At 66.0% G+C, this 25,751-nt stretch carries 23 protein-coding genes; 12 read left to right on the top strand and 11 right to left on the bottom strand.

The window, feature by feature from the left end:
- The first annotated feature begins 355 nt into the window (after positions 1 to 355).
- Positions 356 to 7,810, top strand: coding sequence for a hypothetical protein (locus NRB20_RS33135; protein WP_153415364.1), 7,455 nt, complete (start codon positions 356 to 358; stop codon positions 7,808 to 7,810).
- A 206-nt stretch (positions 7,811 to 8,016) separates the two neighbouring features.
- Here NRB20_RS33135 and NRB20_RS33130 read toward each other — a convergent pair whose 3' ends face one another.
- The 3 genes from NRB20_RS33130 to NRB20_RS33120 all read right to left on the bottom strand — a co-directional run bounded on the left by NRB20_RS33130 (position 8,017) and on the right by NRB20_RS33120 (position 10,872).
- Positions 8,017 to 9,621 carry an MDR family MFS transporter gene (locus NRB20_RS33130; RefSeq protein ID WP_153415363.1) on the bottom strand — a complete coding sequence of 535 codons (1,605 nt, stop codon included), beginning with the start codon at positions 9,619 to 9,621 and terminating at the stop codon, positions 8,017 to 8,019.
- The gene (locus tag NRB20_RS33125; protein WP_153415362.1) at positions 9,618 to 10,262 is read right to left on the bottom strand and encodes a TetR/AcrR family transcriptional regulator; all 645 of its coding nucleotides are present in this window, start codon (positions 10,260 to 10,262) and stop codon (positions 9,618 to 9,620) included. The genes NRB20_RS33130 and NRB20_RS33125 overlap by 4 nt, the downstream gene beginning before the upstream one ends.
- A gap of 67 nt (positions 10,263 to 10,329) precedes the next feature.
- Positions 10,330 to 10,872, bottom strand: coding sequence for a DinB family protein (locus tag NRB20_RS33120; protein ID WP_153415361.1), 543 nt, complete (start codon positions 10,870 to 10,872; stop codon positions 10,330 to 10,332).
- 98 nt (positions 10,873 to 10,970) lie between these two features.
- Here NRB20_RS33120 and NRB20_RS33115 point away from each other — a divergent pair, with 98 nt between their 5' ends.
- A complete protein-coding gene (locus tag NRB20_RS33115) occupies positions 10,971 to 11,996 on the top strand; it encodes a helix-turn-helix transcriptional regulator (protein ID WP_153415360.1) in 1,026 nt (341 codons plus the stop codon).
- Here the strand turns inward: NRB20_RS33115 and NRB20_RS33110 are convergent.
- Positions 11,965 to 13,491: an acyl-CoA synthetase gene (locus NRB20_RS33110; RefSeq protein WP_153415359.1), complete on the bottom strand. Its 1,527-nt coding sequence runs from the start codon at positions 13,489 to 13,491 to the stop codon at positions 11,965 to 11,967. The genes NRB20_RS33115 and NRB20_RS33110 overlap by 32 nt on opposite strands.
- Before the next feature lie 484 nt (positions 13,492 to 13,975).
- Here NRB20_RS33110 and NRB20_RS33105 point away from each other — a divergent pair, with 484 nt between their 5' ends.
- The 7 genes from NRB20_RS33105 to NRB20_RS33080 all read left to right on the top strand — a co-directional run bounded on the left by NRB20_RS33105 (position 13,976) and on the right by NRB20_RS33080 (position 18,910).
- Positions 13,976 to 14,668, top strand: a complete 693-nt coding sequence (locus tag NRB20_RS33105; protein ID WP_153415358.1) for a hypothetical protein — start codon at positions 13,976 to 13,978, stop codon at positions 14,666 to 14,668.
- 164 nt (positions 14,669 to 14,832) lie between these two features.
- Positions 14,833 to 15,033 carry a hypothetical protein gene (locus tag NRB20_RS33100; RefSeq protein ID WP_153415357.1) on the top strand — a complete coding sequence of 67 codons (201 nt, stop codon included), beginning with the start codon at positions 14,833 to 14,835 and terminating at the stop codon, positions 15,031 to 15,033.
- Positions 15,034 to 15,106: 73 nt separating this feature from the next.
- Positions 15,107 to 15,841, top strand: a complete 735-nt coding sequence (locus NRB20_RS33095) for a nuclear transport factor 2 family protein (RefSeq protein ID WP_153415356.1) — start codon at positions 15,107 to 15,109, stop codon at positions 15,839 to 15,841.
- The gene (locus NRB20_RS39435; RefSeq protein ID WP_319945712.1) at positions 15,841 to 16,377 is read left to right on the top strand and encodes an MlaD family protein; all 537 of its coding nucleotides are present in this window, start codon (positions 15,841 to 15,843) and stop codon (positions 16,375 to 16,377) included. The genes NRB20_RS33095 and NRB20_RS39435 overlap by 1 nt, the downstream gene beginning before the upstream one ends.
- The gene (locus NRB20_RS39430; protein WP_319945711.1) at positions 16,374 to 16,880 is read left to right on the top strand and encodes a hypothetical protein; all 507 of its coding nucleotides are present in this window, start codon (positions 16,374 to 16,376) and stop codon (positions 16,878 to 16,880) included. Before NRB20_RS39435 ends, NRB20_RS39430 begins: the two co-directional genes overlap by 4 nt.
- A 313-nt stretch (positions 16,881 to 17,193) precedes the next feature.
- A complete protein-coding gene (locus NRB20_RS33085; protein WP_153415355.1) occupies positions 17,194 to 18,078 on the top strand; it encodes an alpha/beta fold hydrolase in 885 nt (294 codons plus the stop codon).
- A 166-nt stretch (positions 18,079 to 18,244) separates the two neighbouring features.
- Positions 18,245 to 18,910, top strand: coding sequence for a hypothetical protein (locus tag NRB20_RS33080; RefSeq protein ID WP_153415354.1), 666 nt, complete (start codon positions 18,245 to 18,247; stop codon positions 18,908 to 18,910).
- On the opposite strand, the gene NRB20_RS39705 is transcribed toward NRB20_RS33080, so the two are convergent.
- Complete coding sequence (locus NRB20_RS39705; RefSeq protein WP_406603910.1) at positions 18,840 to 19,283, bottom strand: winged helix-turn-helix transcriptional regulator; 444 nt, start codon at positions 19,281 to 19,283, stop codon at positions 18,840 to 18,842. The two genes, NRB20_RS33080 and NRB20_RS39705, sit on opposite strands and share 71 nt — an antisense overlap.
- Before the next feature lie 294 nt (positions 19,284 to 19,577).
- Between NRB20_RS39705 and NRB20_RS33070 the strand changes: the two genes are divergently transcribed.
- Positions 19,578 to 21,038, top strand: a complete 1,461-nt coding sequence (locus tag NRB20_RS33070) for an MFS transporter (RefSeq protein ID WP_194290099.1) — start codon at positions 19,578 to 19,580, stop codon at positions 21,036 to 21,038.
- 127 nt (positions 21,039 to 21,165) lie between these two features.
- On the opposite strand, the gene NRB20_RS33065 is transcribed toward NRB20_RS33070, so the two are convergent.
- The 3 genes from NRB20_RS33065 to NRB20_RS33055 all read right to left on the bottom strand — a co-directional run bounded on the left by NRB20_RS33065 (position 21,166) and on the right by NRB20_RS33055 (position 22,044).
- Positions 21,166 to 21,312: a hypothetical protein gene (locus NRB20_RS33065; protein WP_153415351.1), complete on the bottom strand. Its 147-nt coding sequence runs from the start codon at positions 21,310 to 21,312 to the stop codon at positions 21,166 to 21,168.
- Positions 21,313 to 21,451: 139 nt separating this feature from the next.
- Complete coding sequence (locus NRB20_RS33060; RefSeq protein ID WP_153415350.1) at positions 21,452 to 21,682, bottom strand: DUF6036 family nucleotidyltransferase; 231 nt, start codon at positions 21,680 to 21,682, stop codon at positions 21,452 to 21,454.
- Positions 21,679 to 22,044, bottom strand: coding sequence for a hypothetical protein (locus NRB20_RS33055; protein ID WP_153415349.1), 366 nt, complete (start codon positions 22,042 to 22,044; stop codon positions 21,679 to 21,681). The genes NRB20_RS33060 and NRB20_RS33055 overlap by 4 nt, the downstream gene beginning before the upstream one ends.
- 243 nt (positions 22,045 to 22,287) lie before the next feature.
- On the opposite strand from NRB20_RS33055, the gene NRB20_RS33050 reads away from it, so the two are divergent.
- Positions 22,288 to 22,656 carry an MFS transporter gene (locus tag NRB20_RS33050; RefSeq protein WP_153415348.1) on the top strand — a complete coding sequence of 123 codons (369 nt, stop codon included), beginning with the start codon at positions 22,288 to 22,290 and terminating at the stop codon, positions 22,654 to 22,656.
- 121 nt (positions 22,657 to 22,777) lie between these two features.
- Here the strand turns inward: NRB20_RS33050 and NRB20_RS33045 are convergent, their stop codons facing one another.
- From NRB20_RS33045 to NRB20_RS39420, 3 genes are all read right to left on the bottom strand, one after another.
- Entirely contained in the window at positions 22,778 to 23,560 is a 783-nt protein-coding gene (locus NRB20_RS33045) for a tyrosine-protein phosphatase (protein ID WP_153415347.1), read from the bottom strand.
- Between the two features lie 83 nt (positions 23,561 to 23,643).
- Positions 23,644 to 23,766, bottom strand: coding sequence for a hypothetical protein (locus NRB20_RS39425; RefSeq protein WP_319945710.1), 123 nt, complete (start codon positions 23,764 to 23,766; stop codon positions 23,644 to 23,646).
- A gap of 75 nt (positions 23,767 to 23,841) precedes the next feature.
- Entirely contained in the window at positions 23,842 to 23,994 is a 153-nt protein-coding gene (locus NRB20_RS39420) for a hypothetical protein (RefSeq protein ID WP_194290098.1), read from the bottom strand.
- Positions 23,995 to 24,264: 270 nt separating this feature from the next.
- On the opposite strand from NRB20_RS39420, the gene NRB20_RS33035 reads away from it, so the two are divergent.
- Positions 24,265 to 25,479 (top strand): thioester reductase domain-containing protein, encoded by a 1,215-nt coding sequence (locus NRB20_RS33035; RefSeq protein ID WP_194290097.1) that lies wholly within the window; start codon positions 24,265 to 24,267, stop codon positions 25,477 to 25,479.
- The last annotated feature ends 272 nt before the right edge of the window (positions 25,480 to 25,751 follow it).

Raw genomic sequence — 25,751 nt, 5'->3', positions numbered from 1 at the left:
CGGATTGGGTGTGGCGGATATCCTGGTGGGGAATGAAGCAAGGTTTCGGGTTCGGCGCTCTGGACGATCGTAGCGTTCTGCGGGCTCGATCGCAGCGTTCTGTGGGCTGTTGAAATATGTGCTGCGACCAGCGGTGTTGCTCTCAAAGCACGATTCGGTGAATGTCTTCGTGTATCGAAATAGGTACGGCTGCAACAGATTACGGCGAAATCTGGCCCGCTCGGTCGCGTCGGGAGGCGGGTTGGATCTCGACCTGGTCACAGGTGCCTGAAGGGTTGGCGGTTCGCCTCGCCGAGTTCGGGTGCTGCCGTTACAGTGCATACGTTCGGGGCAGGTTGGCTATCTGGGATGTGGTGTGGCAGAGAAAGTTTCGTTGGAGAAGCGCGGGTTCGGCAGTCGGTTCGGGTTGGGGAGTCTCACGAGATGGGCGGGGCGGCGTTTCGGTGCCACGCCAAGCCCGGACGAGGTCGATCCGCAGGAGTCGGCGGTCGGCGATCAGGACGTCGAGGCATCGGCCGGTGCCCACGATCCAACGCTGAATAATACTCCAGCACAGCAAGATTCGGGCGACGACAACGTCGAGCACGCGGCACGGAATACCTCCGGGGACGGCGACCCCGGCGGCGATCAATTCATTTCGAAAGGTCAGGCGAATATGGCAACCCCCGACGACCGGGCGACGATCACCGACGACGCGACCGCCGCCGAGGAGAGTACGAAGACTACCGCCGGGACGGAAACGGCAGCCGAACCCGAGCCGTCGGCCGAGGCGGACGACGTGGCCACGGAGGTCGCCGAAGGTGAAGTAACACAGGAGACTTCGGCTGACGACGAGACTGCCGCCGAGGCCGTCGAAGATGCGGGGGACCCCGCAGCCGAACCGACTACCGAAGCCGCGGACCCGTCCGAGGAATCGGAGACAACCTCCGAGGAGACCGCCGACGAGTCGGACGTAACCCCCGATACCGAGACCGTGGATGCGGACTCGGCCACTGAGGCCGCACCGGCTGCCGATGACGAGACCGTCGCTGACACCGAGGTTGTCGAGGAAGTAAGCGCCGACACCGAGGCGGACGACGAAACCCCGGCCGCTGAGGTCGAGGAGGACGTTGCGGATGCGGCAGCGCCCGCCGAGAGCGAGACCGCCTCGGACGCTGAGGATGTCGCAGATGACGCCGGCGTCGCCGACACGGATTCCGCTGTCGAGGCCGAAGAGGTTGCCGACGACGCGGTAGCGGTCGCTACCGAGGACGAGTCTGCTGCTGCTGTCGAGGAAGCAGAAACCGCAGTTGATGACGCCGAGCCGGTGGCCGGGGCTGACGAGGTTGCCGAGGATGCGGAAGCCGTGGCCGATGCGGACGAGACTGCCGTTGCCACTGAAGAAGTAGCCGTCGACGAAGCGGCGGTGGTCGATGACGAGGTTGCGACTGCTGAGGCCGAGGAGGGTGTCGCGGATGCGGTGGCGTCTGCTGAGGGTGAGACTGCCACTGATGCTGGGGACGTCGCGGCGGAGACGGCAGCTGACGGTGTGGAGTCGGTAAGTGTTGCCGATGACGCTGAGGTCGAAGAGGCTGTCGCCGACGCGGCAGCACCTGCTGCGGGAGAGACTGCTCCGGATGACGAGGACGTCGCGGAAGACGTCAGCGCCGAGGCAGAGACGGCAGCCGATGGTGTGGAGTCGGCAAGTGCGGCCGACGAGACTGAAGCGGACACGACTGCGGCAGAAGAGGTGTCGGAAGCAGAGGCCGCTGTCGAGGCGGACGGAGTCGCCGAGGGTGAGGCGGCTGTCGCGGATGACGAGGTGTCGGAAGCCGAGTCGGCCGTTGATGCGGAAGAGAGCGTCGAGGACGCGGCGGTAGCCGCAGCTGACAGCGAAACCGCTGCGGACTCCGAAGCCGTTGCCGAGGATGCCGCCGCTGCTGATGTTGAAGCGGAAACTGTTGTGGCAGAAGAAGTATCGGAAGCTACAGCCGAAGAGGGTGTTGAGGGCGCGGCGGCCGACGGCGAGCCTGGTCCCGAAGCCGAGGTTGCGGCGGAAGAAGTCGCTGTCGAGTCGAGCGCTGGGGCCGATGATGAGGTCTCCGGAAGCGCGACGGTGGTCGAGGGCGACGGGGATGCTGCGGACGTGGCGGCCGCTGGCGAGGACGAGTCCGACGCTCGTGTCGAGGTCGTCGCGGAAGATGCCACTGTCGATGGTGACGTGGAAACGACTGACGCGGAAGAGGTGTCGGAGGTCGGGGCATCCGTCGAGGCGGAAGAGGCTGTCGAGGGACAGGTCTCGGAGCCTGAATCGGTGGCTGATGTGGAAGAGGGTGCCGATGACACCGAGACGGACGGTGAGGACATCGTCGGTGTCGAGGTTGCTGCCGATGTCGAAGCGGAGAACGTGGTAGAGGCCGACGGGGATACCGAGGGCACGGCTGTTGCCGACGTTGAAGAGGACGGTGAGCTCTCCGCGCCGGAGGCTGCTGCAAGTGAGGACACTGCTGAGGTCGAGGTTGTTGCGGCCGGAGGTGAGTCGACGGTTGCCGTCGAAGAAGGTGTCGAGGAGACGGCGGTAGCGGTTTCCGAGGACGAGGCCGCTGTCGCGGATGACGCGGAGCCGGAGAATGGCGACGAGGCCCGGGAACTCGAGTCGGATCACGGCGGTGACGATGCGGAAGCCGTCGTTACCGAGGACGAGATCGCCTCTGACACAGAAGATGTTGCTGCGGATGCCGCTGCCGACGTCGAGGTTGTTGCGGCCGGAGGTGAGTCGGTGGATGCTGTCGAGGAGACGGCGGTAGCGGTTTTCGAGGACGAGGCCGCTGTCGCGGATGACGCCGAGTCGGAGAGCGGCGACGAGGTTTCGGAACTCGAGGCGGATCAGAGCGCTGACGGCGCGGAAGCCGTCGTTACCGAGGATGAGATCGCTTCCGGCGCAGAGGGTGTTGCTGCGGATGCTGCTGTCGACGGAGAGGCCGAAGAGAGCGGCGAGGCCGTGGCAGCCGAGGATGAGGTCGCTGCCGAGGTCGAGAGTGGCGCGGTCGAGGACGCAGGCGAGGCCACGGTCGACGACGAGAGTGAGGGCGCGGTAGTAAGTGCCGAGGATGAGATTGCTTCTGGCGCAGAGGAAGTTGCTGTCGACGTAGCGGCCGGAGAGAGCGGCGAGGTAGCTGTCGCCGAACTCGAGAGTGGCGACGATGTGGCGACAATTGCCGCAGACGAGTCCGTCGCTGAGGTAGAGGATGTCGCCGTTGATGATGAAGTATCGGAGACGGAGCCGGTTGAGAACGGTGGAGGCGTTGAGGCGGCGGCGGTAGGGGAGGGTGAGACTGCTTCCGCCGCTGAGGTTGTCGCCGAAGACGCGACTGTTGGTGGTGAAGCGGAAACAGCTGAGGCAGAAGAAGTTTCGGAAGCGGAGTCTTCTGTCGAGGCAGAGGATAGCCCCGAGGGTGAGGCCGGTGTCGTGGCGGACGCCGACTCTGCGGACGACGGCGAGGTCTCGGATGTCGAGTCGGCGGTCGATGCGGAACAGGATGTCGATGACGCTGAGGTAGCGGCGGATGCCGAGAGCGATGGCGCCGAGGCCGAAGCGGCGAATGTTGTCGACGGCGACACTGAGGGCGCGGCTGGCGCTGCCGCTGGCGAAGATGAAGCCGAGGCTGCCGGTGACGTCGAAGAGGATGCGGAGGACTTGGCGGTAGTTGCCGCCGAGGGTGAGATCACCTCGGACACTGAGGTTCTCGCGGAAGAGGTTGCTGTCGATGCCGAAGCGGCGACCGGTGCCGAGGACGAGGCTTCCGAGAGTGAAGCGGTCATCGAGGCGGAGGGAAGCGTCGAGGACTCGGCGGCAGTGAGCGCCGACGCCGTGGCTGTTTCGGACACTGAGGAAGCTGCCGTCGACGTTGCAGCGGACAGCGCGGCTGACGACGAGGTCTCCGAAGCCGAATCGGCTATCGAGGGCGACGAGTCTGCCGGAGATGACATCGCGTCGGCGGCGGACGCTGAGGTCTCTGGAGCCGAGTCCGCTGATGAGGGCGCCGAAGACGCGGCGGTTGTGGTTCCCGAGGGTCAGGCTGAGTCTGACGCTGAGGATGCTGCTGCCGATGCCGGGGACTCGGAGGCCGAAGTAGCTGGCGAGGTCGAAGACGCGTCGGCGGCGGGTCTCGAGAGTGAAGACGCAGATGTCGAGGCCGTTGCACTCGACGCCGAATGCGATACGGATGATGCTGCGGTAGCGAGTGCCGAGGACGCGTCGGATGATGCGGAGGCGTCGGGCGAGGTGTCCGAAGCTGACTCGACCGTTGAGGTCGAAGATGGGACCGCAGTGATCGCGGAGGATGAGATCTCTTCTGACACTGAGATTGTCGCTGAGGATGCGGAAGCGGATTCCGTTGCGGAGCCCTCGGAAGCAGAGGCCGAAGTGAGTGCGGAGGATGTGCCGGAAGCGGCTGCCGCGAGTGAGATTGCTTCTGGCACCGAGGATGTCGCGGCGACAACCGCTGACGACGCCGAAGTCGAGACCGCTGCTGACATCGAGGTTGCCGCGCAAGAAACTGATGCGGATGGTGAGTCGGCCGACGAGGTCGCAACGGCAGATGCTGCCGTGAGCGCAGACGCTGCCGTAGAGGACGAGGTGGAGTCGGCCGTCGAGACCGGGGAAGACACCGAAACTGCAGCGGCCGCTGCCGATGAGGATGCTTCTGACGCTGAGACTGCGGTAGCGGACGTCATTGGCGAGGATCAAGCGGAAGTGGCTGCGGCAGAAGAGGTCTCGGATGCTGGTGAGGCTGCCGACGCCGAGGGTGAAGAGTCCGCCGTCGATTCCGAAGAGGGTACCGAGGACGCGGTAGCGGCGGATGTCGAGACCGAAGGCGCTGCGGCCGCGACCGAAGCCGAGTCGGTGGCTGATGCAGAGGTTGCGGCGGCGGTGAGCGGTGAGGACATCGCCGAGACCGAGGCTGCTGGCGAGACCGAAGCCGAGTCGGTGGCCGATGCAGAGATCGCGGCGGCGGTGAGCGGTGAGGGTGAGGACATCGCTGAGACCGAAGCTGTCGCCGATGCCGATGCCGATACGGCGGCGGTTGCCGAGGGCGAGACCGCCGCGGGCACTGAGGTCGTCGCAGCTGACGATGACGAAGCGGAAGCTGTTGCAGCAGAGGATGCTTCGAAGTCCGGAACGGTCGTTGACGCCGGTGCGGATGTGGCAGCGGCGGTTGTCGAGACCGAGGACACTGCCGACGTCGAGGACATCGCGAGTGCGGATGAATCCGAGCTGGCGGTCGATGATCAAGATGTTGCCGAGACTGCCGCAGTAACTGCTGATGGCGAGATTGCCACCGGCACTGAGGAATCCGCTGTCGACACCGAAGCCGGGGTTTCCGACTTTGAGGCCGAGGACGGCGTCGAGATCGAGGCGGTGGTGACTGCTGAGAGCGAGGACGTTGCCGAGGCGGGTGAGGCTGTCGAGACTGAGAGCGAGGCCGCCGAGGACGAAGGTGCGGAATCCGCGGCAGCTGTCGAGTCAGACGATGAGGCCGAGGCTGCGGCGGTGGTAGTAGCCGAGGGCGAGACCGCTTCGGGTGCTGAGGTTGTGGCAGATGATGTCGCCGCCGATGACGGGTCGGAGACCGTAGCTGCGGATGAGATCGCGGAAGTGGGGTCCGAAAAGGACGCCGAGGATAGCGTCGAGATCGAGGCAGCGGTAACTGTTGAGAGCGAGGACGTTGCCGGGGCGGCTGAGGTTATCGAGACCGAGGCGGCCGAGGGCGAAGGTGCGGATTCCGCGTCGGCAGTTGAGGTTGAGGCTGCGGCGGCAATAGTAGCCGAGGGCGAGACCGCTTCGGGTGCTGAGGTTGTGGCAGAGGATGTCGTTGCCGATGACGGCTCGGAGAGTGCGGTCGCGGACGAGGTCTCCGAAGTGGAGTCCGAAGGGGATGTCGAGGGCGCGGTTGCTGCCGAGGACGCTGAGTCTGCGGACGAGGTGTCGGAAGCCGAGTCGGTCGTTGCGGTTGACGAAGGCGTCGAGGACGTGGCGGTAGTGGTTCCCGAAGGCGAGATTGCTTCGGGCGCTGAGGATGTGGAAGCGGATTCCGTTGTCGAGTCCTCGGAAGCAGAGTCTGCTGTCGAGGTCGGAGCGGGTGCGGAGGATGTATCGGAGACGGCTGCCGAGGGTGAGGATGCGGTCGTAGCGGCGGATGTCGCTGTCGACGCTGGTGCTGAGACCGCCGACGAGAACGAGGATGCTTCGGAGTCTGCTGACGACTCCGCAGTTGAGTCGGCTGGAGACACTGAAGAGGGCGTCGAGGTTGTGGCGTTGGTGGCTGTCGGGGCCGAGGTTGTCTCTGGTACCGAGGATGTCGCTGCGGTGGATGAGGTGTCCGAGGCAGAGTCGGCTGCCGCGACTGACGAAGCGGCAGTTGCGGTTTCCGAGGGTGAGATTGCTTCTGACACAGCGGATGTCGCTGACGGTGAGGCGGAATCGGTCGCTGACGACGATACTGAGGATGAGACTGCCGCCGAGGTCGACGGTGCAGGTGATGACGTTTCGGTAGATGCCGAGACGGTTGGCGAGAGTGTTGATGAGCCGGCAGCTGCGATTGACGATGAGGCCGCCGTCGCGGTGACCGAAGCCGAGGACGTTGTGTCCGAGGCAGAGTCGGCTGCCGAGGTTGATGAGAGTGCCGGAGATGCGGTCGAGGTTCGCGAGGCGGGTGTGGCTGACGAAGCGGAGCAGACGGAATCGGTCGATTCGGATGTAGCTGAAACCGTTGCGGCGGAGGAAAGTTCGGAGTCGGAAGACGCATCAACTGGTGACGTGGAGGCGGTCGCTGCCGAGGTGGTCGGCGAGGATCGGTCGGAGACCGAAGGCGAATCGGCTGAGGACGTCGCCGCTGAGTCGGTGGTGATGAACGTGGAAGCCATCGCCGATGAAGATGCGGTGGCCGATGCGGAAGGTGCTGGTAGTGACGAGGATGAGGATGTGTCCGAAGCTGTAGCAGCGGAAGAGGTTTCACCTGTTGCGCTGGTCGCAGCGGTCGCCCCCGAGGCCGTAGCTGCTGCCGACGACGAGGCGGAGGACACAGGCGAAGTTGCCGTGGACTCCGAGGTCTCGGAGACGGAATCGGCTGCCGACATCGACGACAGTTCCGAGGCAGTGTCCGTCACCGGCGAAGAGATCGCAGCGGAAGACGAAGCCGCAGAGCCGGATACAGCGGTCGAGGACGAGGCGAAGGCAACCGCCGATGCCGAGTCGGACGTGGAAGCCGAGTCGGACGTGGAAGCCGAGTCGGACGTGGAAGCCGAGTCGGACGTGGAAGCCGAGTCGGACGTGGAAGTCACGAAGGACTCCGGGGACGGCACGGCCGGTGCGGGCACGGCTCTTGCTGCGGTTGGTGCCGTTGCAGCGGTGGGTGCGGTTGCGGTGGCCGGAGGGGTGGCTGCTTCTGCGGGTGAGGATTCGGAGGTGGCCGGAGCGCCCGAGGCTGCGGAAGTGCCTGTGGCCGAGGAGGTTACCGCGGCCGAGGGCAAGCCTGTGGCGGCTATTGCGTTGGTGGAGCACGAGGAAGTGTTCGAGGGGGAGACGGTTGGTGAGGTCGAGCCGCTGTCGGAGGGGAATGGCGCCGGTGATGGTGCGGCGGTGATCATTCATGATCAGGCGGCGAAGATCGATGATCAGGCTCGGTTGATCGCGAAGTTGCAGCGCAAGGTGATGGTGTTGGAGACGATCATCAAGACGCAGGAGTCGCAGTCCGAGCAGTTGGCGGGGATCATCTCGACGTACAAGAGCGAGTTGACCAGTCTCGCAACGGATCTCATGGAGTTCTGACCATGTGATCTGCCGGCCCTGAACCGAGAGGCAACGGACAACCGGCGAGGATGATCACGAGCAAACGGGGTGACACCACTGAAATGGTGTCACCCCGCTTTGTGTACTGAGAAGACCTGTCCCGCAACAAATCCTGGACCGATAACAACAACGCCGGTACCCGGATGACCCCGGATACCGGCGCTGTGTGTCGACTACCGCTGCACTCAGTGCTCGGTGACGAGCTTCGGATCCTCCCGAGGCTCGGCATCCTCCTCCAGCACCGCCTCACCCCGCGCCACCATCCCGGCCTCATCGGACAACTCCATGTGCGGGATGAACAACGCCAGCACGAACGCCAGCACCGCACCGGGAATGATGTACCAGAACCCCGGAACCAGCGCGTGCACATACGCTCCGACGATCGCGTCGTGCAACTCGGCGGGCAGATTCTTGACCACCGAGGGCACCAGATTCCCCGGATTCAGATGCGACCCGGCCACCTCCTGCATGTGGGAGGTGAACGCCTCGGTCAGCCCGGAGGTCAGCCGGGTGGTGAAGATCGACCCGAAGATCGCCACGCCGATCGCGCCGCCCATCTCCCGGAAGTAGTTGTTGGCGCTGGTCGCGGTGCCGATCTGGCCGGGCTCCACGGCATTCTGCACCACCAGCACGATGATCTGCATGATCAGGCCGAGCCCGGCCCCGATGACGAACAGCTGCGCCCCGACCACCCACATCGAGGTCTGTGCGGTGAGCTGGGTCAACCACAGCATGCCCGCGATCATCAGCAGCGCGCCGATCGGCGGAAAGACCCGGTAGCGACCGGTTTTGGTGATCACGCCCATCGAGGAGATCAGCGTCAGCATCATGCCGACCATCATCGGGATCAGCAGCAGCCCGGAGATCGACGCCGAAACACCGGTCGCCATCTGGAGGTACGTCGGGATGAACGCCAGCGCCGCGAACATGGTCAGACCGACGATCAGCCCGATCGCGGAGGTCAGCACGAAGGTCCGGTTCCGGAACAGCCACAGCGGCAACATCGGTTCCTGCGCCCGTGACTCCACGACCACGAACACCCCGACCACGACGACCAGCGCCGCGATCATCGCCAGAATCGTCGCCGAACCCCACGCGTACTGCTTGCCGCCCCAATCGGTGATCAGGATCAGCAGCGCGGTCGCGGACGACATCAGCACCGCGCCGAGGTAATCCGGCCGGGTCTCGGGCCGACGGCTCGGAATCGACAGGTACCGCGCGGCGATCACCAACGCCGCCAACCCGATCGGCACGTTCAGCCAGAAGCACCACTGCCAGCCCAGATGATCGGCGAACAGACCGCCCAGCAGCGGTCCGGCCACCGAGGTGATGCCGAAGATCGCACCCATCGGGGCCATGTACTTACCGCGATCCTTCGCGGGCACCACATCGGCGATGATGGCCTGCGCCAGGATCATCAGACCGCCGCCGCCCACGCCCTGCAACCCGCGGAATACGACGAATTCCCAGAAGCCCGTGGACATCGCCGCCCCGATCGAGGCCGCGGTGAACACCGCGATCGCGAACAGGAACAGCCACCGCCGCCCGAACATGTCGCCGAACTTGCCGTAGATCGGCATCACGATGGTGGTGGCGAGCAGATAGGACGTCGCGGTCCAGGCCATGTACTGGACCCCGCCGAGATGCCCGACGATCGTGGGCATCGCCGTGCCCACGATCGTCTGGTCCAGTCCGGCCAGGAACATGCCCGCGATCAGCGCGGAGAAGATCAGCCAGATTCGTTTCTGGGTCAAGACGATCGGTGGTGGCGGCTGGGCGGTCGTGGTCATCCCCGTCTCCTGTCATCGGTGGGCGCGGCGGTGGGCGCGAACAGCCGGGCGGCCATCGCGCAGTTGTCGTGCAGGGCTGCGATCAGTGACCGGTCCGGATCCCGGCCGAGGGCCATGGCCGCGCGCATGGACAGCATCGACATCAATGACGCTGCGAGCGAGGCGAATTCGGGTGCGAGATCGTCCCCGGTCCGTGCGGACAGCAGTTCGGCGACGGCGCTCTCGTGTTGGACGCCCGAGGCCATGAATCTGGCGAGCACCCGCGGTTCGGACCGGACGATCTCGCTGATCTGCGAAATATCCTCCAGCACTTCGCTGTCGGTGCCGAATCCGGCCGCGTACAGCTCGGCCAGATCCTCGATCAGCACCCCGGTCGGCCCGCCCGCGACGAATCGCGTTCGCGCGTCGGGTGTTCCGACCTCGCCGACCGGGCCCACCACGGCATCCAACTTGGTTTCGTAATAGTTGAAGAACGTCCGCGGCGACACTCCGACGGCCTTGGCGACATCCTCGACCGTCGTCGCGTCGAATCCCCGCTCGAGCACCAGCCGCCGCGCGGCCCGGCACAGGTCCAGCCGGGTCTGCTGTTTCTTCTGCTCCCGCAGCCCGGCGGCCGGTGCCTCGTGTTCGAACAGGGACATGACCAGAAAGTAGCACAAACTGCAAAATTTCAGAAAGTGCAATTTCTGTGACCTGGGTTACCGCACGTCAGCCCATGGTCTTGGCGCCATCGATGGCCTCGCGAATGATGTCGGCGTGACCGGAGTGCTGGGCGGTCTCGGCGATGATGTGCAGCAGCACCTGCCGGATCGACCAGTGCGTATCGGTGAACCACGGCGCGTCGGGCAGCTCGATGGTGGCATTGAGATCGGGTGTGCTGGTGAGGATTTCGGTGGTGCGCGCGGACACCGCGTCGTAGTCGGCCAGGATCGAGGCCAGGGTGTCGCCGGGCAGCATCCGGAACTCGTCGGTGCGCACGGTGAAATCCTCCTCGGTCATATCGTCGAAGTTCTTCATCCGGGACTTGCCGTCCAGGATGAAATTGGCCCAGTTCCGCTCCGCCGAGGCGACGTGCTTGATCAGCCCGCCCAGGCACAGCTCGCTGGGCGTCGGCCGCAGCCCGAGCTGCTCGTCGGTCAGATCGCGCACGGTGAAGCGCAGGAAGTGCCGGGCCTTCGCGAGTTCGGCGAGCAGGTCGGCGCGCTCGCCGGTGAGGGTGGTCGCGTCGGCGTGGGTGGCGGTGTCGGTCATCTTCTCATCCTTCGTTCGATCGGTGTGGGCTGCTTCGAGGACTACGTTATGACCCATAGCGGCCAGTTTCTGACCTCAATGCGAGCGATAATCGAAATATGGCGAATACGAGCACGCGGACGCTCCGCCTGCTGTCCCTGTTGCAGACGCACAAGTACTGGCCCGGCATGGAACTGGCCGAGCGACTGGACGTTTCGGCGCGAACGCTGCGCCGCGACGTCGACCGGTTGCGGGCGCTGGGATATCCGGTGGAGGCGCGTCGCGGCGTCGAGGGCGGTTATCAACTCGCCGCCGGTGCCGCGCTACCACCGCTGATGGTCGACGACGAGGAGGCGGTCGCCCTGGTGGTCGGCCTCCAGGCCGCCACGGCCACGACCGCGCCCGGTGTGGCGGAGGCGTCGGTGCGCGCGCTGGCCAAACTGGTGCAGGTGCTGCCGCCGCGGCTGCGTCGCCGGGTGGAGGCGGTGCGGGCGATGACGATCGCGGGCGGCTGGGGCGGCCAGCCCGGTCCCGCCGTCGACACCGGCGTGCTCACCACGATCGCGCTGGCCTGCCGCGATACCGAACGGATCCGCTTCGGCTACACCGCCGCCGATGGCCGCCGCACCGATCGGCACGTCGAACCGCATCGGATGGTTTCGCTGGGCCGACGCTGGTATCTGGTGGCCTACGACCTGATCCGCCACGACTGGCGCAGTTTCCGGCTGGACCGGCTCACCGATCCGCACACCGACGGATCGCGGTTCCTGCCCCGCGAACTGCCCGCCGCCGACGCCGCCGAATTCGTCCGCTCCGGCATGGACAACCTGCCCGGATTGCATCGGGTCGAGGTGCTGGTCGACGCCCCCGCTGCGACGGTCCGCGAACGGATCGGCCGCTGGTGCACGATCGAGGAGATCGATTCCGGTCACTGCCGGGTGTGGATGACCGCCGATTCGCTGGACTGGCCGACCATGGCGCTGGGAGTGGTCGAGGCCGAGTTCCGGATCGTGCAGCCTCCGGAACTCGTTGCGCAGCTACGGAATTGGGCCGATCGGTTCCATCGGGCGGCGATGCTCGACCCGGAGTCCGGATCTCTCGACGCGCCGCGGGTTACCGGTAGCGGTCCTGCAACTTCCGCTTGACCAGTTTGCCGGTGGGGGTGCGGGGGAGTTCGTCCACGAAGTCCACCCCGCGCGGCACCTTGTAGTGCGCGATGCGTTCGCGCAGGAAGCCGCGCAACTCCTCGGCGAGTTCGGGGGAGGCGGTGACGCCGGGAGCCGGTTGCACCACGGCCCGCACCGATTCACCCATCTCGGCGTCCGGGATTCCGATCACCGCGGAGTCGAATACCTTGGGGTGCAACGCGAGTGCGTCCTCGATCTCCTGCGGGTAGATGTTCACCCCGCCGGAGATGATCATGAACGCCTTGCGGTCGGTGAGGAACAGGAAACCCTCGTCGTCGAGGTAGCCGATATCGCCGGTGGTCGACCAGGCCGGGTGTCGCGGGTGCGTCGCGTCGGTGGTCTTGGCCGGATCGTTGTGATAGGCGAACGGCATCTCGTCGCGTTCGAAGTAGATGGTGCCGACCTCACCGGTGGCCAGATCGTTGCCGTCCTCGCCGCAGATGTGGACGATGCCCAGGGCCGATTTGCCGACCGAACCCGGCCGCTCCAGCCATTGTTCGCTATCGATGAGTGTGACGCCGATGCTCTCGGTCGCCGCGTAGTACTCGTACAGGACCGGGCCCCACCACTCGATCATCGCCTGCTTCACCTCGACCGGGCACGGGGCCGCGGCATGGATGGCGACCTGCAGGCTGGACACGTCGTACTTCGAGCGGATCGCGTCGTCGAGTTTGAGCATGCGCACGAACATGGTCGGCACCCACTGGCTGTGCGTCACGCGGTGCCGTTCGATCGCGGCGAGGGCCTGCTCGGCGTCGAACTTCTCCATGATCACCACGGTGCCGCCGAGCGCCTGGATGGTGGCGCAGAATCGCAGCGGTGCGGCGTGATAGATGGGCGCGGGCGACAGGTAGACGGTCGCACTGTCGAAGCCGTACATCGGCGCGAAGAGCTGGGTGATCGTGGTCGGTTGGTCGACCCCGTGATCGGGCAGCGGCGGTTTGATGCCCTTGGGGCGGCCGGTGGTGCCCGAGGAGTAGAGCATGTCCATGCCCGCGGGTTGTTCGGCGAGTGGTTCGGGCGAGGCGGCGGCGAGCGCGTCCTCGTACGAGTCGTACCCCTCGACCGGCCCGCGATAGGCCAGCCGGATCTGCACCGCCGGGGTGTCGGCGACGATCTTCGCGGCCGACTCGGCCAGCCGCGCCGAGACGACGAGCGCCTTCGCGCCGCAGTCGTTCACGATGTACGCGATCTCCGCCGGGGACAGATGATTGTTGACCGCGGTGAAGTACAACCCGGATCGCATTGCGGCCCAATAGACTTCGAACGTGGTGGGGTCGTTGTCGGTGAGCAGGGCGAGATGATCGCCGCGCCGCAGCCCGCGCTCGTGCAGGTATCGCGCCAGCCGCGCGGAGCGTTCCTCCAGCTCCCGGTAGGTCACCACATCGGTACCACCCGCGACGATGACGGCGGGTTTGTCGGGAAACTGTGCGGCATGGGCACCCGGGTACATATGACCTCCTGAACTCACCGTCCGGCGACCGATCGATCGGGTCGCACCGTTCGCGAGGTTACTGGTCCGGGCTTTCGTTCGGACGGCAAACGACCGCAAAAGCCGTCCGGCCACCATCGCCGCAGGGTGGGGGCGGCGTGCGGCTGGATCGATTCGCTGTGACTATGCTGTCTCGGAATGCCTGAGGAGAAGTCTGTTCGAAGGCCCTTCGCGCGCGGTCGAGTTGTCACCGCCCGAGGCCCGAAATGCCCGACGCCGCACCGCACTCGGTAACGCGCGGGGACGATTCACGAAGCTCTATCGGCTCCATCTGCTCCACCGTGTTCGGCCGTATCGTTCCGGCTCGAATCCGCGTGGGGTGGCGCAGGACGGTTCACATTTCTCACCGAACTCATCGAGAGCGTGGAAAGAGAGGTCGTTCATGGCAGCACGGCATCGAGCACGGTCGACCAAGCGGCCGGGGCGCGGCGGATCGCTCATGGTCATGGCAGCGGTTCTGACGTCGGGAGCGTTGGCGCAGGCCGGTACCGCGTCGGCGGCCGCGAGTAAATCTCCGACGGCGACCAGCCGTAACGATATGAGCGGGAAGCGGGCGGTTCCGGACGGCGCGCTGCCCCCGGTCGACACGTCCCGACTGCACGTGCCGACGGCCCTCGCCCCGCCCGTCGCGCCGATCCAGGCGCCGGACGGCACCCTCCGCATCGGTTCCGCCCAGATCGGCCGCCCGGACTGGGTCGACCCCAAACTCGCCGAGGGGATCAACGATTCCTTCGCCCAGCAGGAGGCGACCCTGGCCCAGGGTTTCGACTCGGTCGGATTCGATCCGGCCCGCTCGGACCGGATGGCCGGTGACGCCATGGTCGGTTCGCTCGCCGGAAATGTCACCGCGGGAGTCGTCACCAGCCCGCTGACCTCCGCCAGCGCGGTGGTCGGCGCGGTCGCCGGCCTGGTCGCCGGTGTGCCCTTCCTGCCCGCGGGCCTGGTGGTCATGCCGGTGGTCGGCGCGGTCATCGGCGCCGCGGTGATCGCGGTCCCCGCGGCCGTGGTCGGTTCCGGGATCGGTGCGGGAATCGGTGCCCTCGAAGGCGCGCTCGCCCCCGCGACCGCGCCCGCGAACTCGCACCCCGCGGCCGATCAGCATGCACCGCACGTGAATCAGCCTGCGCGCACCGCGTAGCCGTCGTCGGTGACCGGCCGATGCGTGCGGCCGGTCACCGACGGAATCGACCGAGTATCAATGGGATTCGCGGGACGATGTCGTGCGTGTGGGTCGAATTGCTTGTGGTACACCAGCTTTGGGATCCATCTCAGGTGAAGGCGGTTGCGAGGTCCGCGGTGTCCATGACCGACCCGAGCGGATCGAATGTGCTGAGTGGCGGCATGGGCGGTGGCGTCGGCGGCGCAGGCATCGGCGATTTCGCGGAACGAGATATTCGGGGTGTGCTGCCGGACGGTCGAGTGCCCCTGGTCGGCGGTGACCAGGGGTGTCGCGTCGCCGCGCAGGTGATGGTCCGCGTATTGACATCACCCGATTCAAGATGAATCATACGATTCATCTTAAGTGTGCGGGGTCATCACCTGGTGGTGGTCGCGCCGTCGGGTGAGAGGGTGCGTCATGTTCGATGAGGAACAGTTTCAGCAGGCGTTGCGGCAGCCGCGGTTGTCCAAGCCGGTGCCGGAGTTCCTGAATTCCAATCGCGCGGTGCCGATTCGGGCGATTCCCGAGGCGGAGTTGCAGGTGACCACCTTGCAGTGGTTCGACGAGTTCGAGCGGAAGCTGGAGTTGTACGGCAAGCTCGGGGTGGATCTGAGCTGGGTGATGGAGTGGGCCAAGAAGTACTGGTGGAGCTTTCTGGTTCGGGATATGAGCCTGAACGACGAGTTGTACGCCCAGGATGTGAAGTACACGGACGTGACGACCTTCGGGCGCACGATTGTGGGGATCGACGAGTTCGTGAAGTACAACTTCGCGTTCTTCGACGCGATCCCGGACTGGCGGTACGATCCGCTGCCCGGTCAGGTGTATCTGGATGTGACGCCGGATGGGTTGGTGCGCACCGTGATTCGCTACATCGGTAGTGGGCACTGGACGGGGCCGCTGCGGTTGTATCCGTACGACGAGTCCGCGCCGGTGATCTACGGCAACGGGCGTTTCATCCAGTGCCCGGCGGTGGATCGGTATCACTTCAATGCCGACGGGCTGATGGAGGAGGGCGAGACCCTCTACGACTTCCTGGACGCGACCCAGCGCGGCGGTGTGCTGCCGCGTGACGACAGCTGGCAGTTCCGCGCGCTGATGGCCGCCTCGAAGGTGCCCGCGTTGTTCGCGCGGTTCGGGATCAAGGCGTAGTGGGCGGCCGTGACGGGGGAATCGCGAAGCCGCTGATCGGATTCGGCGTCTTCGCGATCGTCGCGGCCCTGGTGACCGTCACGATGTGGAATACGCTGGCGCACAGCGTATCCGGCGGTGTGCACAGCTATTCGGCGACCTTCACCGATGTGCAGGGGCTGCGGGACGGGGACGATATCCGGATCGCGGGCGTGCGGGTCGGGAAGGTCACCGGGATCGGGTTGGACGCGCGTCAGCACGCGGTGGTGCGGTTCGTGGTGCAGCGCGGGCAGACGATCCTCGGTGATACGAAAGCCCTTGTGCGGTACCAGAATTTGATCGGGCAGCGGTATATCGCGTTGCAGCCCGGGACGAAGGGCAGCCCCGCACCGCTCGCCGACGGTGGTGCGCTGCCCATCGAACAGACCGAGCCCTCGTTCGATATCTCCGGTCTGCTCAACGGTTTTCGACCGCTGTTCCAGACCCTGGACGCCGCGCAGGTCAACGATCTGTCCAACACGTTGGTCCAGGCGTTGCAGGGGATGAGGCGTCGTTGAGCACCTTCATCGTGCAGGCGGCCGGGTTGGCGGGGGACTGGCAGCGTCGCGATGTGATTCTCGCGGACGTGATCGGCCAATTGTCCGGGGTGATGCAGAGTTTGGCCGCCAGGGGAGGGGAGTTCGAGACTCTGATCGCGCAGACCCGCGCCTTGGACGGCGGGTTGTATCGGCAGGGGCAGGCGTTGACGGTCAGTACCGCCGGTATCGCGACCGCGACATCCTCGCTGACCGACATGTTCGCTCGTGCGCAACCGAAACTCGTTGCGGCGCAGAATGCTACGACCAGCGCGTTGAACATGCTGCTGGGTGCCGGGCCCGAACTCGACCGTGCCGCAATCGATCTGCCGAACATCATGTCCGATGTCGGTCGTTTCACCGGTAGGGGTGCGTACGGCGACGGGTACGTGTGCAGTCTGGATATCTCCCTGTACGGAGTTCTGCTGCCCGGTGGCCTGCTTCCACAGATCGGCGGAAACTCCCACTCGGCGGTCTGCCGCTGATCTGCGGGGGAGTCGAATCCCGCTACGTCATCGAAAAGCACTCTCACGCTTCGGTTTTCGGTAGCCGTCAGATGTCCGGTACCGGAGCGGTGAGGGTGGTCGGGTCCGCTGCGAGCGAGATGGATCGGAAGAATCCGATCTGGAATTTTCGTACACCATTATCGACATATGCGCATCTAGCAATTGGAATCCTCCGTGTCGGAAAACTCGAAAAACACAGATCGGCAAGGAGCCGATCGGGCCCGGTGGTGATCGACGCGTGGATGCTCCGCTATATGGTCCGAATAGTCGGTTCGTGGTGAAGGAGATGAGGATGGCGACGGTGGAGTCGGTTGTCGCGGTTCCGGAGTGGTTCGCGGGGGCCATCGCGGAGTTGCCGGAACATCGTGAGGTCGAGGTCGACGGCTGCGTGATCCATCTGCGGTGCTGGGGGCGGGCCGGGACGCCGGGTGTGGTGCTGGTGCACGGCGGGTCGGCGCATTCGGGGTGGTGGGATCACATCGCCCCGCTGCTGGCGACGACGCGGCGGGTGGTGGCGCTGGATCTGTCCGGGCACGGCGACAGTGGTGTGCGATCGCGGTACCCGAGCGAGGTGTGGGTCGAGGAGGTGCTGGCGGCCGCGGCGGCGGGCGGGATCGCCGGTCGGCCGTACATCGTGGGGCACAGTATGGGTGGGCGGGTGACCGCCGAGGTGGGGGTTCGGCATCCGGATGCGGTCGCGGGTCTGGTCATCATCGATTCGCCGTTCCAGGAGCCGTCCGCCGAAGCCATCGCCGGGGCGTTGGGGCGCAGGTCGAGGACGTATCCGACCGAGGACGAGATCTGCGGCCGGTTTCGCACGGTGCCCGAACAGGCTGTGCTGCTGCCGTATGTGGCCCGGCACGTGGCGCGAGAGTCGGTGCGGGACACCGGCACCGAGTGGGTGTGGAAGTTCGATCCCGAGATGGTGCCCAAGCGGCTCGAGAACGGGCTGATTCCGCCGCTCGGTTCGCTGCGAGGCGTGCGCGCGCCGGTGCTGTACATCCGGTGTGAGCACGGGTTGGTGGCGCGGGATCGGGCGCTGGAGATCGCGCGGCTGTTCGAGCCCGCGGCCACGGTTGTCGAACTGGCCGAGGCCGGTCACCATCCGATGATGGATCAGCCGTTGCCGCTCGTCGCGACGTTGCGGACTGCACTCGCGCTCTGGGATGTGAGATAACGGCAGGACCTCGCCGCTCGTGTGGTCCGGGGGCGCGGCACGTGTGCGGGGAGAGTCGATCGAGTAGGTCGGGCGGCACAATCATTTCCGGTGACGTGACGTGACGGCCGTCGTATGACGAATGAGCCGGTCGCGGTAGACACGTACCAGAATTGTCCTTCGTGGCATGTGGGCTGAGGAAGACGTGGAGGAGTCTGTCGTGGTGTCGGTGTTGTTGCTCGTCGTCGCGATCGTCGAGCTGTCCTGTGTGGGTGTGTTGTGGGCGCGGGCCGCACATCTGACGCGGGTGTTGGTCCTCGGCGTCGTCGGGGTCGGAATCGCTTACGACTCCGCGATTTTCGGTCTCGGTTCGGTGATCGGAGAGGGTGCGCTGCTGCACGGTCTGAGCGTCGGGCGGTTCGTGTGTCACGCGCTGCTCACGCCGGTGCTGGTGCTGTGGGCTGTCGATCGGGTCGGGGCGGGTGCGCGGTGGCGGCGGGCGGCGGCGGTTCTCACCGTGCTGTTGGTGGTGTGGGGCGTGTTCGGTGAGTTGATCCGGCTGCGGTTGGTGCCGCGCCGGTTCGCGGACACGCTGCGTTATACGGGGGAGAGCGCGTCGGTACCAGTGGCGGCGCTGGTGGTGACCGTGGTGCTGCTGGCGGCGGGTGTGGTGCTGTGGCGTGCGGAGCGTTTGCGGTTTCCGGTGATCGGCATCGTGCTGCTGGTGGTGGCCTCGGGTGCGGCGGTGAGTTGTCCGCCGCTGGGGAATGTCGGTGAGGCGATCATGATGGTTGCGCTGACCGGCGCGGAGGTCGGGGCGCGTGGTCTTGCGGGGCGGAGTCGGCGAGTGTGAATCCGACGGTGGTGCGGGTGATCACCGAACCGCAACTGCGGCAACGTATTCGGGGTTCGAAGTGGTGTCCGCACTCGCGGTGGGTGATGGTCAGCCGGGTGCCGGGCGGTCCCTCGTACCACCGCTGGGCCCAGTCGACCAGGAATGCGAACGTACCGAAGAACGCCAGGCCCTTGTCGGTGAGAGCGTAGGTGCGGTGTGCGCCGGTCGATGTGTGTTGCGGTTGGTGCATAACACCGAGATCGGTGAAGCGCCGCAGCCGATTCGACAGTATGGCGGGTGAAATCCCCGGGGCGGCTTCGTATTCGGTGAAGCGCCGGATGCCGAGTAAGGCGGCGGCCAGCACGACGGTGCGCCAGCGATCGGCGAGGATCTCGATCGTTTCGGGGAATACGACATCGGATCGATGGACGTCTCGGCGCGGACGGTGCGGCGATGCACGCGCGGGACGGTGACCTGTTCGATACGCGCGGATTCGGTTGCGGCGACCGTGATCCGGTCGGAGTGTGTTTCCCTCTCTTTACTCGTTGGTTCAAAAGTATGTATCTTGCTACGTCCATCCGTGAACACTAAAGTGAACTCGCTAGTTCAATTCTGTGTGTCGAGATTGGGAGGAACCGATGCTGGAAGATCCGGTAGATGTCGTTCTCGTGCAAGGGAATCCGGCATGACGACGGCGGCCGTCGACGCCGCGTCGAGCGAAGAGGTGTACTCGAGACGCTGGGCCGCGATGGTGATCCTGATCCTGGGATTCATGCTGGACCTGCTCAACGTCACCATCGTCAACGTCGGTCTGCCCTCGATCCAGACGGACCTGGGTGGAACACCCGCGCAGGTGGGTTGGATCGCGACCGCGTACCTGCTGGCCTTTGCCGCCACGCTCATCACCTCGGCTCGGTTGGGGGATCTGTGGGGCCGCAAGCGGATGTTTCTGCTCGGGCTGGCGGTATTCGCACTCGCGGGTGTGTGGTCGGCGCTGGCGCACAACCCTGATGAGTTGATCGCCGCGCGCGCCGCTCAGGGTGCGGCCGCGGCGATACTGGCACCGCAGGTGCTGACCAGCCTTTTCGTCCTGTTCCGGGGGCCCGAACGCGCGACGGTGCTGGGCATGTTCGGTGTGGTGGCGGGGCTGGCCCAGGCGGGTGGGCTGCTACTGGGCGGTGTGCTGGTGACCGCCGACGTGGCCGGTCTGGGCTGGCGGGCGATCTTCTGGGTCAGTGTGCCCGCCGCGCTGATCGTGTTCCTACTCGGCGTGTGGCTGATTCCGGAGAGTCGCGCCGAGGACGCGCTGCGACCACGCTGGTCGGCCGCGGCCGTGTTGACCGCGGGACTGGTGGCGATCGTGTTCCCGCTGCTGGAAGGCAGTGCGTACCACTGGGTTCCGTGGATCTGGCTGCTGCTGGTGGCAGGCGTGGCCGTGGTCGTGTCGGTCGCCGCGGTCGAGCATCGGGACCCCGCGCGGCGGCTGGGTGCGTTGCTGCCGCTGGATCTGCTGCGGCAGCGCACCAGTAGCGTCGCGCTGTTGGTGCAGTTGGTCGCCTTCGGGGCGTTCAGCGGGTTCCTGCTCGTATTCGTGCTCTGGTTGCAGGACGGCCAGGGGTATTCCGCGCTCGAAGCGGGCGGGGTGAGCGTCGCGTTCTCCGCCGGCGCGCTGATCGGCTCCCCGCTGGTCGGGCGGCTGACGATGCGGTTCGGTCGCTTCACCGTGGTGGCCGGTACGCTGCTCGGCGCGGTCGGCACCCTGGCGGTCCTCGGGGCGGCGAGCGCTGCCGCCGACCGCGTCAACCCATGGCTGCTCACGCCCGGCCTGTTCATCGTCGGTATCGGCATCACCCTGGTACAGCCGCCGCTCACGACACTGTTCCTGTCCCGGGTATCGCCCCGATACGCCGGATCGGCCTCGGGAATCTGGACCACGGCCCAGCAATTCGGCGGCGCTATCGGAACCGCGTCCCTCAGCGCCGTCTTCTTCGGTGCCGTCGCCGCCGGAGGCTACCGCAGCGCGCTGACCGTCAGCGGTTTGACGATCATCGGCGCGCTGATACTGGCCGCGGTGTGCTGTCTCGCGCTGCCCGCCACGGACCAGTCGGCGGCCATATCGCAAGAGGGACAACCAAATTCGGCGTAATCGACTCGGTCCGAGCCGGTCCGTCCGGGACGACCGGCTCGCCGATATCGCCGTCGATCCGCTGTGGTCGGCGGACGATCCGATGAAGGGTCGTGGTATCAGGCCGTCCCTACCGTGCTGGGGCGAATCACTCTTCGAGCAGTTCGCGCAGCAGAAACTCGGTCTTCGGTGTCAGCAGATGCGGCGGATAGTGGTCGGTGACGCAGTCGAGCGCTTCGTCAACGGTCAGGAATCCGCACAACCTGGCAGAGAAATTGGAGGTCTTCGGCATCACGCTCGATGCGTGCCGCAGCCGCCTTCATGGGGAAGAGATAACGAGGAGAGGCAACTCGCACACTGATCCCGGTCGTTTCGAACAATGTCGTCGCGTTTGGGTCGTTACCAGGGAGAAAGCCTTTGACCACGTCGTTCAGTCAGTCATCCGAGAGTGCGTGCGCTCGGGCGACTTCCGCGGCCGCGGCGTAGACAACCTGTTTCGGCTCGAATATCGCATCCAGGTCCCGAGTTGCCCGTCGTGTGCTGTATGCCAGCGCCATGGCCGCGCCGCCGACAAGAAAAATATCGGCGTGCTCGCCACGCTCCGCCAACACTGTGCCGAGCTCGGTGAGCAGGCGGATGATCTCGTCCCGATCGAGAAGCTTCATACGCTGGCCAGTGATGAGCGGTCGAGGAATACGCCACGGCCGGCCAACTCTGCCGGGGACGACACGAATGCAGCCGCAGCAAGTCCGGGGGCCGGACGTCCCAGAATGTCTTCGATGACGAACCAGAATCGGTCCAGGAATCGGCTGGGTGCTGCTGTCCAGCCCGGTACCAGCAAACCGGCGCGGCGACTGACGTATTCGGCGATACCAGCGAGCAACGCGTCCCAGCGGCGGTCGCCGGTGCTGCCGGGTTCCCCGTGAACGGTCTCGCGAACTCTCGTCGAATCCATGTGCTCGACCTCGTCGAGGAACTGGATCACCTGGCGGAGAGCCTCACCGCCGTCCTCGTCGAGTAACGACATCTGCACATCACCCGCAGTCCGCTCGAGAGACTGCCCGGATTCGAAAGCCGGTGCGATCGAACAGGATTGTGCTTCGACATTGATACGGGTGAGTGGTCCATCGGCGCTGACAGCGTTGTGACGCATGGATATTCGTTCTCCCGTACCGCAGATAACACGGCGATACCGCTCGTGACCACATGACTCGGCCGATCAGAGGCGCGCTCGGCCTCATGAGGGATCCTGCTCCTGGCGATCATATCCGTGGATGCGGGTCCCGGCCGCTCGATCCAGTGCTTCGCACAGCTTTCGGATCAGCGGCCGTGCGCCGTGATGGTGCTGATCATCGGCGCGCTCGGCTTCTCCGTGGTGTCCGGCATGCAGGCGCGGGTCCTGCGAACCGCCGGTGGCGCACCGACTCTCGCTATCGCGGTCAACGCCTCCGCCTATCAGCTGGCGGCCGCCTTCGCCGGATGGTTCGGCGGCCGGGTCATCGACACCTTGGGCGTGCGCTCGGTGTACCTTGTCGCGGCCGCCCTGACGATCTTGGGCGTCGCGGTGAGTGCCTTCGCCTGGTATCGCGACAGAACAGCCACGGCCGCAACGGACTACGCGGAGGTGCCGGTGGCATGAGCGATCATGAATCCGTCTGGATCGGGCCGTCCGGCAAATGAGGCGGCGTTCGAGAAGGTGGCGCTGGATACGATTCCGGCGCTCCGCTCGCCCCCCTGAGATTGCCCGTCCGGGGGCGAGGCTAAGGGTGGGCCGGTTCGAGGAGGGTGTCGGTGAGGTGCTGCTGGGTGGGTCGGTCCACACCTGCTCGGCGGGCCCACTCGGTGGGGCCGCCGTGTTCGATGGTGAGGTGGGCCAACAGTTTTCGCATGGTGTCCGGTTCGGCGGCGAAGACCCAGGAGGGGAGGGCGGGGGTGGCGGTGGCGTGTTCGCGGGTGGAGCGGGATTGCTGGACTCGGGTGCGTAGGGCTTCGGTGTTCATCGCGGTGGCGGCGTAGTCGGCGATGATGTCGTCGGCGCGGACGCCGATGACGCCCAGGAGTATGGCGATGACCACGCCGGTGCGGTCCTTGCCCGCGGCGCAGTGCACCAGGGCGGGGAGGTTGTCGGCGTCGGCCAGCAGGTTCAGGGCCTCGGCGATATTGCCGGGGCTGTGTTCGAGGTACTCGAGGTAGCGGTCGAACATGGAGCCGTCGGCGGCGACCTGCGTCAGGTCCAGGCGCAGGCTACCGGTGCCGAAGATGTGGATGTTGCGGTAGACGGGCACCGAATCACCCAGTGCCCCACGGCCATCGGTGGTGGCCTCGGCCGGAGCGCGCAGATCGATCACCGCTCGCAGGCCACAGTCCCGGAGCAGATACGAGAGGTCGGCGTCGTCCAATTCGGTCGGCGCGTCCGAGCGCAGCACCCGCCGCGCTCGCACCCGGCGTCCGTCCTCGGTTCGCAATCCACCCAGATCACGGGCGTTGCACACGCCACGCAGCGGCAACGCGCGGTCGGTGACCGCCATCTCGTCGTTCGTCATCGGTCCCGGCTTCGTCCAATACGTCGGTGGTCACCTCGATGATATTGAAACGCGACCGCGGGTGCGCGGTGGCCGGACCGGAGTCAGGCGGTCCCCGGGGCCAGGAACGCCGGGAGCATGAAGGTCTCCAGGAGTTTGCGGTGCGCGGGGTCGGCGGGATCGTCGAAGTCGAAGCGGCCCACCAGGATCAGCTGAACCAGCGCCAACCACTCGCAGGCTTGTTCGTTGGTGATATCGGTGCGGAGTTCGCCACGTTCGCGGGCGCGATCGAAAATGGGGGCTCACATCTCGAGAGTCAGCGTACTGGCGAGTTGGGAGGTGCCGACGACGGCGGCGGCCAGATCCGTGTGCTCGGGGCTGACGATCAGGCGGATCAGCGGGTCCCGGCGGCCGTGATCGACCAGGAAGATCAGCCCGTCGACGTCTCTGGCCATCTACCTGCGCGGCGTCTCGGACGACGTTCGCGAGGGCGTGGATTCGTTCCTGTCCAAACGGGTTCCGCAGTTCCCCGATCGCATCTCCGACGGCCTGCCCGACCTGTTCGAGCCCTCGGCGTGTCGGCTCCCGGGAACGGCTGTGCGCGAGGGCTGATCCATGTCGTGCGGTCCGGGATAAACCGGGATACCATCCTCGAAAATATGGATTACGGTTCCGCGTGCGGACCGAGCGGTCGAGGCCGTGGCAAGAGAAATCCGGGAGGCGTCATGCCTGGAGAATGCGGTCGGCACCACTTCTCGCCACTTCCGCCGGGCCTGACCGACGACGTGCGGCGGGGCCGGTCGATCGCGATCCGCCCACCCGTCGGGCCGATACACACGCCGCCGCATCGGGTGCTGCTGACCGGCGGGACCGGATTCCTCGGCGCGTATCTGCTGCACGAGTTCCTCACTCGCACGGACGCGAAGATCTACTGCCTGGTCCGGGCGTCGAGTCATGCCGAGGCGTTCGACCGGATCGTGGCGGCGTTGCGCAGGTACAAGCTGTGGGATCCGGGGCACGCCTCGCGGATTCTGCCCTTGGCCGGTGACGTGTCCGAACCCGGATTCGGTCTGCTCGCACGGGAATACCGCGCGCTGTGCAGATCGGACGTCATCGTGCACAATGCCGCCAAGGTCAACCACGTCGAGCCGTACTCCCGGCTGCGCGCCGCGAACGTGGAGGGCACCCGCCACGTGCTCGAACTCGCGGCCGGTGGGTCGATACCCCTGCACTTCGTCTCCACCCTGTCGGTCGCCACCGCCAGCACCCGACCGGCGACCGGCCTGATCCTCGAATCGACCCGCCCCGGACCGACCGAAATCCACGGCAACGGTTACGTATTGAGCAAATGGGCGGGCGAGGAACTGGTCGCTCGAGCGGGCGAACGCGGCCTGCCGGTCGCCATCCACCGTCCCGACCGCGTCTGCGGCGGCACGACAACCGGAGCGGTGAGCACCGACGACGCCTTCTGGACCCTGATCCGCGCCGCGGTGACCCTCGGCGCGGTAGCCCTCGAATCCGCCGAATTCTCCCTGACCCCAGCGGATTACGTCGCATCCGCCATAGTCCACCTGGCCACCCACGGCGCCACCGGCCACACCTACCACCTGACCAACCACTCCACCGCCCCACTCACACTCGTCTGGGAAAGACTGCGCGCCAACGGATTCCGACTCGCCACCGCCCCACTGGCAGACCTGGCCGCCCGCCTGACCACCGGCGCCGCCACCGACCACACCCTCGCCCGCGCCGCGGCCATCCCCGTCCAAGGCTCCACCGCCGACATCCGCTTCGACGACACCAACACCACCCACGCTCTCACCGACACCCCGATCAGATGCGCACCGATAACCCCCGCTCTCATCGATCGCCACATCGAATACCTCACCGAAATTGGCTTCCTACCGTCCCCAGTAGCCGCCGCCGGTATGAGCGCCTGATCCGACCGGAGCGCTCCGGGCTTCGAGGCGGCGGACTTGTGATCCAGCGTCGGTAGCGGCTGCTCTCGTTGATCGGCAACCGCGTAACGGAGTTGCTCGCGTCGACCATCATGGTGACCTGGCTGATCGACCGGTCCGGGGTGGCCGCGAGCCCGCTGTGCGGGAGGTACGGGACGAGGACTTGTGCGGGCCGATCGAACTCGACGCTGGACCGTTCGCATCGGAAATCGAGGGCCGCATGGGTAATGGAGGGGAACGTCACGAATTTCTGG

It is taken from the genome of Nocardia macrotermitis (assembly GCF_009604405.1).
Taxonomy (GTDB): domain Bacteria; phylum Actinomycetota; class Actinomycetes; order Mycobacteriales; family Mycobacteriaceae; genus Nocardia; species Nocardia macrotermitis.
This window is presented reverse-complemented; position numbering and strand designations above follow the sequence as displayed.

Bases quoted from the DNA above. Each gene is read 5' to 3' on its own strand.
- NRB20_RS33130 (WP_153415363.1), bottom strand. From the start codon at position 9,621: ATGACCACGACCGCCCAGCCGCCACCACCGATCGTCTTGACCCAGAAA.
- NRB20_RS33125 (WP_153415362.1), bottom strand. From the start codon at position 10,262: ATGTCCCTGTTCGAACACGAGGCACCGGCCGCCGGGCTGCGGGAGCAG.
- NRB20_RS33120 (WP_153415361.1), bottom strand. From the start codon at position 10,872: ATGACCGACACCGCCACCCACGCCGACGCGACCACCCTCACCGGCGAG.
- NRB20_RS33115 (WP_153415360.1), top strand. From the start codon at position 10,971: ATGGCGAATACGAGCACGCGGACGCTCCGCCTGCTGTCCCTGTTGCAG.
- NRB20_RS33110 (WP_153415359.1), bottom strand. From the start codon at position 13,491: ATGTACCCGGGTGCCCATGCCGCACAGTTTCCCGACAAACCCGCCGTC.
- NRB20_RS33105 (WP_153415358.1), top strand. From the start codon at position 13,976: ATGGCAGCGGTTCTGACGTCGGGAGCGTTGGCGCAGGCCGGTACCGCG.
- NRB20_RS33100 (WP_153415357.1), top strand. From the start codon at position 14,833: ATGACCGACCCGAGCGGATCGAATGTGCTGAGTGGCGGCATGGGCGGT.
- NRB20_RS33095 (WP_153415356.1), top strand. From the start codon at position 15,107: ATGTTCGATGAGGAACAGTTTCAGCAGGCGTTGCGGCAGCCGCGGTTG.
- NRB20_RS33085 (WP_153415355.1), top strand. From the start codon at position 17,194: ATGGCGACGGTGGAGTCGGTTGTCGCGGTTCCGGAGTGGTTCGCGGGG.
- NRB20_RS33080 (WP_153415354.1), top strand. From the start codon at position 18,245: ATGTGGGCTGAGGAAGACGTGGAGGAGTCTGTCGTGGTGTCGGTGTTG.
- NRB20_RS33070 (WP_194290099.1), top strand. From the start codon at position 19,578: ATGACGACGGCGGCCGTCGACGCCGCGTCGAGCGAAGAGGTGTACTCG.
- NRB20_RS33060 (WP_153415350.1), bottom strand. From the start codon at position 21,682: ATGAAGCTTCTCGATCGGGACGAGATCATCCGCCTGCTCACCGAGCTC.
- NRB20_RS33055 (WP_153415349.1), bottom strand. From the start codon at position 22,044: ATGTCGTTACTCGACGAGGACGGCGGTGAGGCTCTCCGCCAGGTGATC.
- NRB20_RS33045 (WP_153415347.1), bottom strand. From the start codon at position 23,560: ATGACGAACGACGAGATGGCGGTCACCGACCGCGCGTTGCCGCTGCGT.
- NRB20_RS39420 (WP_194290098.1), bottom strand. From the start codon at position 23,994: ATGGCCAGAGACGTCGACGGGCTGATCTTCCTGGTCGATCACGGCCGC.
- NRB20_RS33035 (WP_194290097.1), top strand. From the start codon at position 24,265: ATGCCTGGAGAATGCGGTCGGCACCACTTCTCGCCACTTCCGCCGGGC.